Genomic DNA, 14,300 nt, shown 5'->3' with positions numbered 1-14,300 from the left:
CGCGGCGCACATCGCTACCAGTGGCGAGATCGCCACGGTTCACAAGGATCCCGCCAGGGGTCACGCGCCGCGGGTGAAGGTGCGCCGGTACTCGCTCGGCGTGGTGCCCAGAATGCGCTGGAAGTGCAGGCGCAGGTTCGCGCCGGTACCGAGACCGACGTCGGCGGCGATCTGTTCGACGCCGCGCTCGGAGCGCTCCAGCAGCTCGCGCGACAGGTCGATGCGGGCGCGCATCACCCACTGCATCGGCGTGTAGCCGGTCTCCTCGACGAAGCGCCGGGAGAACGTGCGCGGCGACACCCCGGCCTGCCGCGCCAGCGTGTCGAGGGTGAGGGGTTCGCCGAGCCGGTGCAGGGCCCACTCGCGGGTGGCGGCGAACCGCTCTCCCAGCGGTTCGGGGACGCTGCGCGGTACGTACTGGGCCTGGCCGCCGCTGCGGTAGGGGGCCGCGACCAGGCGGCGGGCCGCGTGGTTGGACGCGGCCACGCCGAGGTCGCCGCGCAGGATGTGCAGGCACAGGTCGATACCGGAGGCGGCACCGGCCGAGGTCAGCACGCTGCCCTCGTCGACGAAGAGCACGTTCTCGTCGACCCGGACGAGCGGATGTCTGCTCGCGAGCGCCCGCGCGTAGTGCCAGTGGGTCGTGGCGCGTCTGCCGTCGAGCAGCCCGGTGGCGGCGAGGGCGAAGGCGCCCGTCGAGATGGCGGCGAGCCGCGCGCCGCGCTCGTGGGCGGCGATCAGCGCGTCGACGACGGTCGGCGGCGGGTGGTCACGGTCCGGGAACCGGTAGCCGGGGACGAAGACGATGTCGGCCCAGACGAGCGCGTCGAGGCCGTGCTCGACGAAGTAGGCGAGGCCGTCACCGCCGGTCACGAGACCGGGCGCCGCCCCGCACACCCGCACCTCGTACGGCATGCTCGCGCGGGTCGTGAAGACCTGCGCGGGGATGCCGACATCGAGCGGCTTCGCGCCTTCGAGCACGAGGACGGCGACGCGACGCAGGTGGGAGTCCGGCATGGGGAGAGGTTACGTGGGGTGCGGTCCTCGGTCGGCGACCTGCAGCAGTGCTTTGGGAAAGCGCTCCGCACAAGTCTTCCTGCGCGCAGTGCCGTTGGCGACCGGGGTGAGGCGGCGAGAGGGTGGGGAGCGGATGACCGATCAGCCGGTGTTCGTCCTGGCGGAGGAACTGCAGGCGCTGGAGCTCGCCGGGTTCGAGACGGAGCAGGAGTTCCAGGAGCTGCTCGCTCGGCATCCTCGGGTGCTGGATTTCGGCTCGCTGGCCGATGGCCGACCCCTGCCCGCGCTCGCTTCGGAACCCGGCGCCCTGGAAGGCGTTCTGTCCGCGATCCAGTACCTCATGGACGGTCGGGAATCCGGCGTCTGACGGCACTGCCGTGGCAGGTCCGGGAAGCAGTACGCCCCGGCCTGCGTCCATGAGTAAGGACCGGGACATCCTGCCCCCCCGCACGCCGGTGCCTACCGCCCCCAGATCTTGCGATACGCCCGGCGGTAGCCCTCGGAGTCCCAGGACAGGGCGCCGCCGCTGTTGGCCGAGGTGGTGATGTGGACGGGGGCGACATAGGTGCTGGCCGGTTCGTTCGTGAAGGCCCGGTTGAACTCGTCGATGATCTGCCATCCCTGTTCGGACAGCGGTTCGGGCACGGTGGCGGCCTGGTACTGCTTGCCGTTGATCCGCTGGAAGGCCGACGGGTCGCCGTCGCCGGCGCCGATGTTGAAGGGCGCGCCGTCGCCCTTGCGGCCGGCGGCGCGCAGGGCGGGCGCGGCGTGGTCGAAGTACAGGTCGTTGATGGCCGCGGAGTAGGTCCACCGGTCACCGAGTCGGGTGCGCAGGGCGGAGACCCTTTCGACGGTGCCTCTGTTGGCCTGGGGGATGGGGATGTCCTCGTAGCTCAGCAGGTCGACGTCGGAGCAGGTGGCGAGCTCCTTCTTGATCAGCTCCGACTTTCGTTTGGCGAACGGTATGGAGGCGTCGGTGAACAGGACCACGCCCGCACGGCCGTTGGACCGGGCGATGATCCAGTCGGCGCTGATCCTCGCCACGTCCTTCACCTCGGTGGTGATGTTGGTGAAGAGCTTCGGATCCTTGCTGGGTCCGGGAGAGGCGGTGGCGTGCCAGCCGATGAGGGGTATCCCCGCGGCGGCCGCCTGCTCCACCTGCCTGGACACGGAAGCGGGGTCGAAGCCGCCCACGACGATGCCTGAGGGCTTGAGGGCGATTGCTTCGGTGAAGGCGTTGCGGATGCCGGCCGGGGTGCCCCGGCCGTCGATGGTGCGTACGTCCCAGCCGATGATCCTGGCCGCTTCCTCGACGCCCTTGGCGACGCCGGAGACGCCGGGGTTGGTCATGGTCTGCGCCACGTAGACGATGGTTCTGGAGGGGACCGCCTCGGGTCCGCTGGTGGGTCCGCTCCAGGGGGCGTTGACGTCCTCGGCCTCTTTGACGGCCCGCTTCGCCTTGGCGAGGACGGTGGGGCAGCCGGGTTCCCGGGAAGCGGTGGCGGCCGCGGGAGTGGTGGCGGCGCTCTCGCAGCCGGTGGCGGCGGTGGCCACGGCCAGGAGCGCGACGGCTGCCGCGGTCGCCTTGCGGGTGGAGTGCACGAGGTCTCCTCAAGTGGGCGCGAGGGGGTACGGGATGGGAGTGGGGGAGGAGACCGATGCGGCCGGTGGCTGGATGCGCAGGGGTCACGACAGTGCCCCCGGACCGTGGCCGGGGAGGCTGTCGGGGTGGGAATGTAGCAGGGCTCCGGCGCGGTCATCCACGCCGAGGACATCGTTCGGTAGGCGTGCGTGAACAATTTGTAATCACGTATTGGTTACGTACAGGTTCAAGGCGATCACAAAAGCGATAGTCTCCGGCCGACGAGATCCGGACACGTGACGCGATTTGTACCTGCGTCACGGGTCTGGCCGCTCACGCCCGATGGCCCTTCGCGAGAGCGCCGGGCCGGTTCCCCGGTCGTCGACGGTCCGGCGGCACCAGCGACTTGACCGCCGAGCAGCACACACCCAAGGAGACCAGCGTGCCTGCGAACACCGTGGTGCGGCCGCCCGGACACAGAGACCGGACTTCTCCGTTCCGCCGGAAGACGGGCTCCGTTCTCGCCCGGTGGCCCTTCCGGAGAAAGCTCAACGTCCTGGTCGTCGCGCCCGTGGCCGTCGTCGGTGTGCTGCTCGCCGTCGGCGTCGGCGGACAGATGGAGCAGGCCCGTGACGCCGGCCGGATCGCGGAACTCGTCCGCGACAGCGAGCAGGTCACGAAGCTCATCAACGACGTACAGGCCGAACACCGGCTGGCGCTGCTGCTGTCCGTGCAGTACGAGGCGGCCCGCCCCGGTGCCGCCCGACCGTCGACCGCCGCCTACCGCGAGGCGCAACAGGCCACCGACGCGCAGGTCGGTGCCGTGCGGACCGCCTTCGGGGCGAGTCTGCCGGCCGCGGAGGAGCAGGCACTCGGCTACATCACCGGTCTGGACGTCCTGCGGGAGAAGCTCGGCCGTGACTACGTCCCCGCCGCCAACATCGACCCGGCCTACGCGGCGGCGGTCGGCTACCTCATCGACGGCATCGGGCTCGACCGCTTCTCCGTGACCTCGGCCTCCTCGGCATCGTCGGTCACCAGTCTGCTGGACGCGATCCTGCGCGCCGACGCGGCACACGCGGCCTTCGAGAGCGCCGTGTTCTCCGCCCAGACACGTGACGCGAACGCCCTCACCGAGTACACGCGCGCGGCCGGCGCCCATGAACTCTTCGTCCACCAGTCCGAGCGCTTCGGCCGCATGGCCGCGCCGGCGCAGGTGCTCCGCATGGCGGGCATCGAGCGCGGCGCCGAACAGAACGACCTCACCTCCCAGTTCGCGGAACTCCAGATCGATCCGTCGGCCCTGCAGTCGCAGTCCGCGCGGGAGCTGCGGGCGAAGATCTCCGCGGGTGAGCGGCAGGCCGAGACCCGCCTCGCCATCACCCGGACCCTGATCGAGGAGACCGCCGCCCAGGCTGACTCGGCCTCCGCCGACGCCCTGCGCAAGGCATGGATCCTGCTCGGTGTGGCCCTCCTCGGGTTCGCCGTCTGGCTGGCGTTCTGCGTCCTGGTCCGGCGCTCGGTCGTCCGCCCCCTGGTGGCCCTGACCGGCTCCGCCCGGCAGGTGGTCGAAGCCGCGGACGAGGAACTCGCCCGGGTCGCGGACGACGAACTCGCCGACACCACGCCGTTCAGTCCCCGGCCCATACCCGTCCCGGTGCGCGACGAGATCGGTGAACTGGCCGAGGCGTTCAACCGGGTGCAGGACACCGCCGCCGCACTCCTGGAGCGGCAGGTGCTCAGCCGCCGCAACATCGCCGAGATGTTCGGCAACGTCGGCCGCAGGGTCAGCAACCTGACCACGCGGCAGCTGCTGCTGATCGACGCCGTGGAGCGTGAGGAGACCGACCCCGACCTCCTGGACCGGCTCTACCGCATCGACCACATCGCCGTACGCCTCCAGCGCAACGCCGACAGCCTGATGCTGCTCGCCGGCATCCGGGAGACCGACGTCGAGGCGCGGCCGATCACCCTGACCGACGTCATCCGTTCGGGCCTCGGCCGGATCGAGGGATACCAGCGGGTGTCCCTGCGCTCCGAGACGGACATCACCGTCGGACCCGACATCACCGGTGACCTGACCCTGCTGCTGGCCGAACTGATGGAGAACGCGGTCGCGTTCTCCCCGTCCGACTCTCCCGTCGAGGTGGTCGTCCGGCCCGGCACCGACATCACCAGGGACGGCGGCGCACTGGTCGAGGTCATCGACCACGGACTCGGCATGAGCGCGGAGCGTCTCGCCGAGGAGAACGCCCGCCTCGTCCGCCGCGAACGCCTCGACCTCGTACCGACCAAGGTGCTCGGCCTGTTCGTGGTCGGCAGCCTCGCCCGCCACCTGAACCTGCAGGTGACCCTGAGCCGCACACCGGGCGGCGGCGTCACCAGCACCGTGCTGATCCCCGCCGCGCTCCTGCTGGCCATGAGCCCCGTCGACGCCGCACCGCCGGCCGCGGGCCGGGGCCGGACCACACGGGAGTTCACTCCGCACGCCGTGGCGGCACCATCGGCCGCCACCACAGTGGCCACCGCCACCGCCACCGCCCTCGCCCCCGAACGGCGGCCCGTGGCCCCGTCACCGGAGGGCGAACTGCCCCGCCGCGTCCCGCTCCGCCCCCACACGGCAAGGACCGAGGCCCCCGACACCACCTCCTCCTCCACGACCGCCCGGCCCTTGCGCCGGCGAGTCCGGGGCGCCACGCTCACCGTGACCGCCACGGCGGCCGAACGAACCGTCCCGACGGCACGGCAGCCCGCGGACGCGGAAGCCGTCCGCGCGGAACTCGACGAGTTCGAAGCCGCCGTCCGCAGAGCCGAACAGGACAGCGCCGCACGGGACGGCGCCGCACAGGACAGCGCCGCGCAAATCGGCGCCGCGCCAATCAGCGCCACGCAGGACGGCGCCGAGCCCCCGAACCCAGCCCGCACGACCGCGACACGCGAAAACCCCAGTAGGCCAGAAGGAGACGGGCAGTGACCACGTCGGCAGATGACAGCACCCCCGAAGAGACGAAGCCCACCGACCTGCGCACCGCGGCGGCCGACTTCACCTGGCTGCTCGACCGTTTCGCCACGGAGACCGCCGGTGTCGTCGACGCCATCGCGGTTTCCTCCGACGGCCTGCTCATCGCGGTCTCCCAACTGCGCGAACGGGCCGACTCCGAGCGGCTCGCCGCGATCGTCTCCGGCGTCACCAGCCTCGCCGCCGGCGTCTCCGGCAACTACGGCCTCGGCGGCCTCAACAAGGTCATCATCGACCTGGAGGGCGGCCACGTCCTGGTCTCCGCCATCGGCAACGGCGCGGTCCTCGGCGTGGTCGCCTCCAAGGAGGCGAAACTGGGCAACATCGCCTACGAGATGACCCTCTTCGCCAACCGCGCCGGAGCCGCGCTCACCCCGCAACTGGTGATGGAGCTGAAGAACAGTGTCGGCTCCCCCGTGGCCGGCTGACCCATCCCGCGAGGCAGGAGGTCGTCATGGCCGATGGTGGACCAGAACCACACGAGACAGCGGAAGGAACCCGGCAGGACACGGGGGACCCGGTCGGTCGCGCCCCGGTGGTCCGGCCGTTCCTGCTGACCGCCGGGCGGGTGTCGGGGGCGGGCGCGGCCGCGCCGCTCCCGATCGAGACCCAGATCGTCGCGACGGCGGCCGGGCTGTCCCTCCTCGGCCGGCTCGCCTTCGAACACCATGACATCGTCGCCGCCTGCCGACGCCCGCAGTCGGTCGCGGAACTGGCCGCCCGCCTGCGACTGCACCTCAACGTGGTCCGGGTGCTCGCCGAGGATCTGTGTGCCGCGGGGCACCTGGCGATCTACGTACCGCACGCCAGGATCGCCCAGGACATCTCCGTACTGCGAAGGGTTATCAATGGTCTCCGTGCCGTCCCCGACTCACGGGGCACACTCCGCGACAGCGGTTGAACAGCCGCCGCTGCCGGTCAAGCTGGTCGTCGCCGGCGGCTTCGGGGTCGGCAAGACCACCACAGTGGGCTCGATCTCCGAGATACGCCCCCTCACCACGGAAGCCGCGATCACCGAGGTCGCCGCGGGTGTGGACGACCTCACGCACACGCCGGAGAAGACCACCACCACCGTGGCGCTGGACTTCGGCTGCATCACCCTCGACCCGACCCTCAAGCTGTACCTGTTCGGGACACCGGGCCAGGACCGCTTCGGCTTCATGTGGGACGACATCGTCGACGGTGCCGTCGGGGCCCTGGTCATCGTCGACACCCGGCGCCTGGACGACTGTTACGCGGCCGTGGACTACTTCGAGCACAAGGGCATCCCGTTCGCGGTCGCCGTCAACGCGTTCGACGGAGAGGTCGCGCACGACCTGGACGAGGTGCGGTGGGCTCTGGACATCGCCGAACACGTCCCCCTGACCGTCTTCGACGCCCGCCGGAGGGGCTCGGTCCGCGACGCCCTGCTCGTCGTGCTCGACGTGGCCCTGTCCCGGGCCGAGGCGATCACGACGACCTGACTCCCTTGCCCCGACGGCCGAGCTGTGGCTGACTGGCAGCAGTGCGAGGGGGAGTGGGCATGGGCAACTGGGTCGTGATCGCGCAGTACGGCCACGGCGAGATGTACAGGACCGACTTCGTCTGCCGTGGGAAGGCGTCGAAGGAGGAGGCGTTGCAGGCACTGCGTGCGGCCGTCCACACGTATGTGCCGAGCAAGCACATCGTGGAGAAGCGGCGCCAGGTGTACCGCTTCGCCGACCAGGAGTCCTGTCTGGTGGTGATCAAGGGCAAGCTGACGGAGTGGGAGTGCACGCTGCGCGTCGCGGAGCTGGTCTCGGACTCCACCGACCCGGCCGTCGCCGAGCGGGCGCGATGGGACGGCGGCGCTCCGGAGGCGGGGGACGAGCCGCGAGACCGGACCCCGTTCGGCCCCTGACGGGCGAACCGCACTCCGGACTCAGGCGTTCCGCCGGAAACAGCGGTCAACTCGGCGTTGTGCGGGCCGAGTTGTGGCAGGATCCGATGACATGTCGCTGCCAGTGAGGTCATGGCCCAGGTCGGTTCGCCGTCCCGCAGGTGTGGTGTTGGTACTGCTCGCGATGGTCGTGCAACTGGTCGTGGCCGGCCCCGGCGCGCATCGGGCGGACGCGGCGGCCGGTGCGGCGACGGCCAGGACCGCGACGCCGGATCGCGCACGCTACGACGTCTCCCTGCGCGCCGACGCCGACGGCAGCCACTGGAAGGGACGCCAGAGGGTGTCGTTCCGCAACGCCTCCCGTCAGCCGCTGAGCGAGGTGTACGTGCGTCTGTGGGGCAACGGGCAGGACGGCTGCGGCAAGCCGGGCGCGCCGTCCCCCGTCACCGTGTCGAAGGTCCGGGGCGGCAGGCCGGACAGGCTCACCGTACGGTGCACGGCCCTGCGCATCGCCCTGCCCAGGCCCGTCGCGCACGGCGAGCGGACGTCCGTCGCCTTCGACGTCTCCCTCGCCGTGCCCGACCGCACCGACCGTTTCGGCCGCGACGGCGCACACCGCTTCCTCGGCAACGCCCTGCCCGTGCTCGCCGTCCACGACGCGCGCGGCTGGCACCTCGACCCGTACGTGGCCGTCGGTGAGAGTTTCTACGCGCTGGCGAGCGACTTCCGGGTCCGCCTCGACCATCCGTCGGCCCTGAAGGTCCCCGCCACCGGTCGCACCCGGGCACTGCCCGCCGGCCGCGGCCGCACCGTCACGCTGAGCGTCGCGCACCGTGTACGGGACTTCGCCTGGGCGGCGGGACCGTTCCGCACGGCGACGCAGACCACCCCCGCAGGCGTGCGCCTGAAGTCGTACTGGGCGGCCGACACACCTGCCGAGGGCGTACGCGTCAACCGCGCCGACGCCGTCGCCTCGATCGACCGCTTCGGCAAGGAGTTCGGCCGCTACCCGTACGGCGAGATCGACCTTGTGATGACCAGTCGGTTCGGCGGCGGCATGGAGTACCCGGGCCTGGTCCTGGTCGGCACCACCGAGGAGGGCGGCGCCGTCGTCCACGAGGTGGCGCACCAGTGGTGGTACGGCATCGTCGGCAACGACGAGTACACCTCACCGTGGCTGGACGAGAGCTTCGCCCAGTACGCCAACGCCCGCTTCTACGGGTGGGAGACGCGCGACTGCTGGTCGGAGGTGTACTGGCCGGACGACACCGCCGAGCTGACCGACTCCATGGCCTACTGGTCCCGGCACCGCGGCGAGTACCACCTCGTCTACACGGCCGGATCCTGCGCCCTGGCCGATCTGGAACGCACGCTCGGCGCCGGCACCATGGCCCGGATGCTCAAGCGGTACGCCGAGGACCACTGGTACGGCGTCTCCACCACGGCCGCCTTCAAGAAGGCCGCGCAGGCGGCGACGGACAAGGACCTCGGCCCGTTCTGGAGGACCCACCGCATCCGGTGACCGTGCTCTTCGGGCCCTCCCTCGCGTACGGCAGTATGCGCGTACGCGAGGGAGGGGATCACGGTGGGAATCGGGTACAAGACGTCCTGGCTGGCTGTGCCCGGCCGGGACGATCGGGAGGTCGCCGACGCGCTCGGCCTGCACACACGCGTGACGATGGACTGGGAGACAGGGACGGAAACCGCGTACCGGCGGGGCGTCTTCGTGGCCTCTCCCGTGGACGGCTGGACACTGGCCCACGGCCGGATCCACCTCGCGGCGGGACTGCGGGACAACGGTCCGTCCCTCCTGGCCTGGCTCCGGTCGCTCGGCTCGCTGCTGGGTGATTTCCAGTACTTCCGCACCGACCGCATCGTCGAGTGCCATGCCTGGGCGCGGGTGGAGGCGGGCCGAGTCGTCCGTGCCTACTGCTACGACGGAGACGTGCCCCTGCGCTTCGGCGAGCCGACCGGGATCGAGTGCCGGCTCGGCGTCGGAATCAGGGGGAGGGAGGAGGGGATGGACTCCTGGGACGAGGCGGCATGGGACGACTGGTTCGCCGACATGCCGTCCGAGAGCCACGTGATGGCCATCGCCGAGGAGTGGGGCGTCTGTCCCCTCGCCATCCCGGACGAACCGTCGCCGGGCGACGGTGTCCACGGCTTTCCCCCGGGGGTCGAGTGACCCCAAATGCTCTGTGAGTGTGGCACTACGCCTTCACCAACACCTTCTCCGAGGAGGAGTCCCGGGCGCTCTACGAGCGGTACGCGATCCCCGCCTCGGGCCGCATCCTGAGCCCGGCCACCAGGACATCTGGGTGAACTACCACAACGACGGCCGCGCCCCGCTGCTGTTCCTCTCGGGCGAGCCGGACCATCTCATGCCGCCCGGCGTCCAGCAGTCCGACCTCGAGCACTACAAGTCGAAGACCGTCACCGAGATCAAGGTCTGTCCGGGACAGCCGCACCTCATGCCGGCCGCACCCGGCTGGGAGGAGATCGCCGGCCACGCCCTGTCGTGGGCCCTTTCCCGCGCCCGCTGATCACCGGTCACCCCGGGGTGACCGACAGGCGCCGGGTCCGTCGGTGCGACGGATCCGGGCGCCTGCTCGTGGCACCGGCGGCGGGGTGGTCGTGCTCGCGCGGGCGGTGGTCGGGACGCGGTGTGCTCCGCTGCCCGGCCCCCGCGAGCGTCACCTCGCCGCCGGGCGCCGCTCACCTCATCGCACCTCCCTCGCGTACGGCGCGACGGTGATCCGGTCGATCAGCGGCGCGTAGCGGGAGCGGAGCAGTACGCCGGGGAAGGTGTCCGAGGCGTAGGTGGTGCCGTCGAAGTTCGGGAGTTCCTCGGAGCGGAAGGTGATCGTGTTCTGTCCCTTCTTCAGCTGGACGGGGACGGTCAGCTCCCAGAAGTTGTTCTCGTGGAAGGTGTGCGGGAAGGTGACCCGCCGCGACTCGCCGCCGTTGACGGCGATATCGGCATGGCGGGCGAGCGGGTCCGGGTTGTAGTGCGTGGCGGGGGACTGTTCGGGGTTGGAGTAGCGGATGCGCAGCGCGTGCGTGCCCGCCTCCTCCGCGGTGACGGTGAACGTGGCCGTGTTGCCGTTGCCCGGGGCGCCGCCGATCCCGGTGATCGCTGTGCCGTCGGTGGCCAGGGAGAGGGGAGCGAGGGAGGCCGAGCCGGCCAGCTCGGCGCTCTTCCCCTCGTACGTGCGCGTCGGGAGCGTGCCCTCGGTCGCAGTCACGGAGAGGCGGTCGACCATGGTGGTGTGCGAAGTCCCGGTCACCGTCACCTTGTTGACACCACCGGAGAGGGAGACCGCGACGCTGTTCCCGCCCTCGTCCAGGCGCAGCACGTCCTGGCCGTTGACGGAGACGCGGGCGCCGGAACCCTTCAGGGTGTCGACCCTGAGGGTGGCCTCGCGGTCGGCGGGGGAGTAGACCCAGAACGTGGCGGTCCCGTTCTTGGGGAGCCGGGCGGCGCCCGATCCGGTGGCCGGCCGCTGGGGCGGGTCGTAGGCGGCGCGCGCACGGCCGCCGAGCCAGGCCAGTTCACCCTCGTACACCTGCGTACGGGCGGAGGTGTCGGGCAGGGACAGGGTCAGCCGGTCGACGATGGCGTCGCCCTTGGTCGTGCGCCTGCCGTCGAGACTCTTCGCGGCGAGGGTCAGTGTGTGCTTGCCCTTGGTGAGCTTCACCGTGATGTCGGTGTGGTCCCACACCACCCACTTGTAGCCGAGCGGCAGGTACAGCTCCCGCTCGCTGTCCGCCTTGCCGTCCACCCGTAGGAAGACGTTGGTGGGGCCCTGCTCCTTCACCTTGTCGAAGGTGTTGAGGGAGTTGGCGAAGACGCTCAGGTCGTAGGTGCCGTCCTCGGGCACGTCCACGGTGAAGTCGAGCGTCACGTCCGAACCGGTGCGCAGACCGCCGACGTCGTAGCCGCCGGAGGTGTAGAACTTCGACACGTCGCGCGGTGAGCCCTCGGGGCCGTTCTTCGAGTAGCCGGATCCGGTGTGGGCGGCGTCCTCCGCCTCGTAGGAGTCCTGCCAGCGCACGGGCGCGGTCCGGGTGGCCTTCGCCTTCCCGGCGGGGCTGAGGACGATCTCGTACGCCGAGGACTCCTTAAGCCGGGGCAGGGTGCCGTCGCCGAAGTCCACGGAGACCGTGCCGTCGGCACCGACCTCCAGGTTCGTCTCCGTGAGGAGCTTCGGGCCCGAGCTGTCGCCGACCTGTCCGCTCCACTCGATCTCGCGGACCCAGGCGTGGACACTCCTGCCGAAGATCTTCCTCGGGACGTCCGCGAAGGTGATGTGGCCCTTGCCCGCGGACCCGCCGAAGATCAGGCGGGCCTGCTTCTTCTTCTCGTCGAGCGTGCCGACACCCTGCATGGTGTAGTTCTCGCCGGGGGACGGCGGGTCCACCTTCACCGTGTGGCCGGTCATCGAGGCGTACGAGTTCAGCAGCCACCACTGGCCGTTGCCCCGGCCCGACTGCACCGCCGAGTCGGAGAGGTTGCCGTCGATGTTCCAGTACGCGATGTCGGCGTCCACCTTGGACTCCTCGATCGCGGACACCCACTGGATCATCTGGCCCGGGACCGAGGTGTGGTAGTTGAAGGCGTATTCGTTGATGTTGATCGGGAGCCGGGTGCCCTCGCGTGAGGTGCCCTTGAACAGGTCCTTCTCCCAGTCCCGGTACTTGGCCACGCTGTCGCGGACCGCTTCCGGGTGGCTCAGCTCGTGCCAGGTGACGACGTCGGGGAGGGTGCCGGCGGCCAGTGCGTGGGACATGAAGCCCTTCACCTGGTCGTACAGGATGCTGGTGTTGGGGCCCGCGATCCGGGCGTCCGGCATCCTGTCCTTGATCAGCTTGTACGCGGAGTCCCAGGCGGCGAAGAAGGCGTCGGGGTCGTCGAGCCAGCTGACCTTGTCGTAACTCCACTGGCCGGTGCCGAACATGTTGCCCTCGGGCTCGTTGAACGGCACGAAGACGATGTTGTCCTGGTACTGCTTCGGCAGCCGGAGAACCTGGTCGACCTGCTTGGCCATCTTCTGTTCGTAGAGCCTGAGTTTCTCGGCGGGGCTGTCGCCCGGCCATTCGTACGGGAAGCCGCGGTGAATGTCGGTCATGTAGATGTACACGTCGCCGTCGGTGGAGTCGGCCAGCGGCTTCACCACCTCCAGTGCGTCGGCGCCCGGGTGCTGCGGGCCGTCCTGCGCCTTGGTGGAGACCGTGCGCAGGCCCATGCCCTCGATGAGGTTGTTGGTGGGGACGTCCGGACCGTAGACACCGTAGAGGGTGCCGGAGGCGCCGCCGTGGAATTCGCCGGTGTCCGAGCCCAGGTCGACGTTGAGCTGACCCTCGCGGACCACGGTGACCGTCGCCCTGACCGCACGCCCGGCCGCCGTGCCCGCCACGGTGAACGTTCCGGGCCGCTCGTACTTCCCGGCCGGTACGGCGTCCCAGGTGACGGGCGTGTCGCGGTCGTAGCCGTCGGAGAAGGAGGCGCGGACGGCGACGGGGAGGGAGGGGGCGGTCCCGGTCGTGGTCCGGACCTCGAAGGACGTCTTCGACAGCTCACGCAGGGTCGGCACGTCCGCGACGGTACCGGCCACCTGCTCGGGGCTGAGCGCCGCGTGCCACACGGTGAAGTCGTCGATCGCACCCTTGAGCAGCGGATCCGGCCAGAAGGACTTGCCGATGTAGCCGGCCGCGGTGGCCGAACCGTCCAGCAGTTCCTTGGCCTTGATGCTCGTCGCGGCGGAGGAGACCGCCACGCCGTCGAGGTAGGTGGTGACGCGCCCGGCGGCGGTGTCGAGGGTGACGGTGACCGTGCGCCAGGCGTCGGCGGGCAGCGCCGCGTATCCGGAGACCTGGGCCTCCGCGCCTCCTCCGCCCGTGGTCACGGCGGTGCGCAGCAGCCCGCCGTTGTGCGACGGCGTGGTGAAGAGGTACTTCGTGGTGTCGGTGCCCAGGTCGAAGATCCGCTGCCAGGACGACTTGTCGCTGCCCCACTTCACGCGCGCGGACACCGTCAGGTCGGTGGCGTCACCGAGCACCGCGCGGGGCAGACGGACGTACGCGCCGTCGGAGGTGGGTGCCCCGCCGGGCAGGGCGAGCGCCTTGCCGCCGCCCGTGCCCTCGACGGCCTTCGCGGTGGCGGCATTGACCAGGCTCGCCGTCAGTCCGTTGCCGGAGCTGTCCGTGATCTTCCCGGACGTGAGGTCGTCCTCGTCGAAGGTGTAGTGGGCCGTGGGCTTGGGCGTGTCGGCCGCCTGGGCGGGCACGGCCGGCGCGACCAGCGCGCCCGCGCCCAGGGCCAGGGCGACGGCGGCCGGGGCCCGGCGCCGTGCTGATCTGTCAGCGGATGACATGGAGTGCGTCCTCAATCCTTTGGGTGACGGGTCCCGGCCGGTCCGGTCTCGGCCCCGGCCGCCCGTCGTGGGCCGCGGCCGGTGAGGCGGATCCGGGGAGGCGCGGCGCGGAATCGGTTCGATCGCGCGCGCTCCCGAGCCGGGGCGGTCGGCCCGGGCGGCCGTGGTGGCGCCCGCACAGCAAGGGCTGCGGGGCACGGAGCCCGGGTCGGCCGGAAGGATCACTTCATCGAACCGGTTCGCAGGAAGCTAGCACCGCGGATTTCTCACAGCAATACATCTGACACATCCGAATCGGCGGCGACGCGGGTGCCGCCCGGATCGCGGTCTGTGACTGGTAATCCCGTTTCAGGTGTTGACACTCGCCCGGCATGTTCCTACCTTCACTTCACGCGAACCGGTTCGACGACCGGGAGTCGCACTCTCCTCACCCCACTACCTACACGGGTC

The 14,300-nt window shown here is 70.7% G+C and carries 12 protein-coding genes and 1 pseudogene; 9 read left to right on the top strand and 4 right to left on the bottom strand.

The genetic code is table 11. From position 1 onward, the window contains the following. Positions 1–60: 60 nt before the first annotated feature. Positions 61–1,017: a GlxA family transcriptional regulator gene (locus ACZ6BB_RS21855; protein ID WP_471616809.1), complete on the bottom strand. Its 957-nt coding sequence runs from the start codon at positions 1,015–1,017 to the stop codon at positions 61–63. Positions 1,018–1,150: 133 nt separating this feature from the next. Between ACZ6BB_RS21855 and ACZ6BB_RS21850 the strand changes: the two genes are divergently transcribed. Beyond that, on the top strand, positions 1,151–1,384 hold the full coding sequence (locus ACZ6BB_RS21850) for a hypothetical protein (protein WP_471616808.1): 234 nt from the start codon (positions 1,151–1,153) through the stop codon (positions 1,382–1,384). A 92-nt stretch (positions 1,385–1,476) separates the two neighbouring features. Here the strand turns inward: ACZ6BB_RS21850 and ACZ6BB_RS21845 are convergent, their stop codons facing one another. Then, positions 1,477–2,619: a substrate-binding domain-containing protein gene (locus ACZ6BB_RS21845; RefSeq protein WP_471616807.1), complete on the bottom strand. Its 1,143-nt coding sequence runs from the start codon at positions 2,617–2,619 to the stop codon at positions 1,477–1,479. Positions 2,620–3,215: 596 nt separating this feature from the next. Here ACZ6BB_RS21845 and ACZ6BB_RS21840 point away from each other — a divergent pair. After that, positions 3,216–4,943, top strand: a pseudogene (locus ACZ6BB_RS21840) (HAMP domain-containing protein); the annotation flags it as partial. 228 nt (positions 4,944–5,171) lie between these two features. Here the strand turns inward: ACZ6BB_RS21840 and ACZ6BB_RS21835 are convergent. Continuing rightward, positions 5,172–5,492: a hypothetical protein gene (locus tag ACZ6BB_RS21835; protein WP_471617010.1), complete on the bottom strand. Its 321-nt coding sequence runs from the start codon at positions 5,490–5,492 to the stop codon at positions 5,172–5,174. A gap of 77 nt (positions 5,493–5,569) precedes the next feature. Here ACZ6BB_RS21835 and ACZ6BB_RS21830 point away from each other — a divergent pair, with 77 nt between their 5' ends. The 7 genes from ACZ6BB_RS21830 to ACZ6BB_RS21800 all read left to right on the top strand — a co-directional run bounded on the left by ACZ6BB_RS21830 (position 5,570) and on the right by ACZ6BB_RS21800 (position 10,019). After that, entirely contained in the window at positions 5,570–6,046 is a 477-nt protein-coding gene (locus ACZ6BB_RS21830; RefSeq protein WP_012998406.1) for a roadblock/LC7 domain-containing protein, read from the top strand. A gap of 26 nt (positions 6,047–6,072) precedes the next feature. Next, a complete protein-coding gene (locus ACZ6BB_RS21825; protein WP_471616806.1) occupies positions 6,073–6,519 on the top strand; it encodes a DUF742 domain-containing protein in 447 nt (148 codons plus the stop codon). Continuing rightward, positions 6,467–7,081, top strand: coding sequence for a GTP-binding protein (locus ACZ6BB_RS21820; RefSeq protein ID WP_471616805.1), 615 nt, complete (start codon positions 6,467–6,469; stop codon positions 7,079–7,081). The genes ACZ6BB_RS21825 and ACZ6BB_RS21820 overlap by 53 nt, the downstream gene beginning before the upstream one ends. A gap of 59 nt (positions 7,082–7,140) precedes the next feature. Then, on the top strand, positions 7,141–7,497 hold the full coding sequence (locus ACZ6BB_RS21815) for a hypothetical protein (RefSeq protein WP_471616804.1): 357 nt from the start codon (positions 7,141–7,143) through the stop codon (positions 7,495–7,497). Positions 7,498–7,660: 163 nt separating this feature from the next. Next, positions 7,661–8,998 (top strand): M1 family metallopeptidase, encoded by a 1,338-nt coding sequence (locus tag ACZ6BB_RS21810; protein WP_471617009.1) that lies wholly within the window; start codon positions 7,661–7,663, stop codon positions 8,996–8,998. 63 nt (positions 8,999–9,061) lie between these two features. Continuing rightward, a complete protein-coding gene (locus ACZ6BB_RS21805) occupies positions 9,062–9,661 on the top strand; it encodes a hypothetical protein (protein WP_471616803.1) in 600 nt (199 codons plus the stop codon). A gap of 133 nt (positions 9,662–9,794) precedes the next feature. After that, on the top strand, positions 9,795–10,019 hold the full coding sequence (locus tag ACZ6BB_RS21800; RefSeq protein ID WP_471616802.1) for a hypothetical protein: 225 nt from the start codon (positions 9,795–9,797) through the stop codon (positions 10,017–10,019). 177 nt (positions 10,020–10,196) lie between these two features. On the opposite strand, the gene ACZ6BB_RS21795 is transcribed toward ACZ6BB_RS21800, so the two are convergent. Continuing rightward, positions 10,197–13,850 (bottom strand): LamG-like jellyroll fold domain-containing protein, encoded by a 3,654-nt coding sequence (locus ACZ6BB_RS21795; protein ID WP_471616801.1) that lies wholly within the window; start codon positions 13,848–13,850, stop codon positions 10,197–10,199. Positions 13,851–14,300 lie beyond the last annotated feature (450 nt).

It is taken from the genome of Streptomyces sp. NPDC041108, from assembly GCF_055592645.1.
The sequence above is the reverse complement of the archived record's forward strand: the minus strand, read 5'-3'. Positions and strand labels throughout refer to the sequence as shown.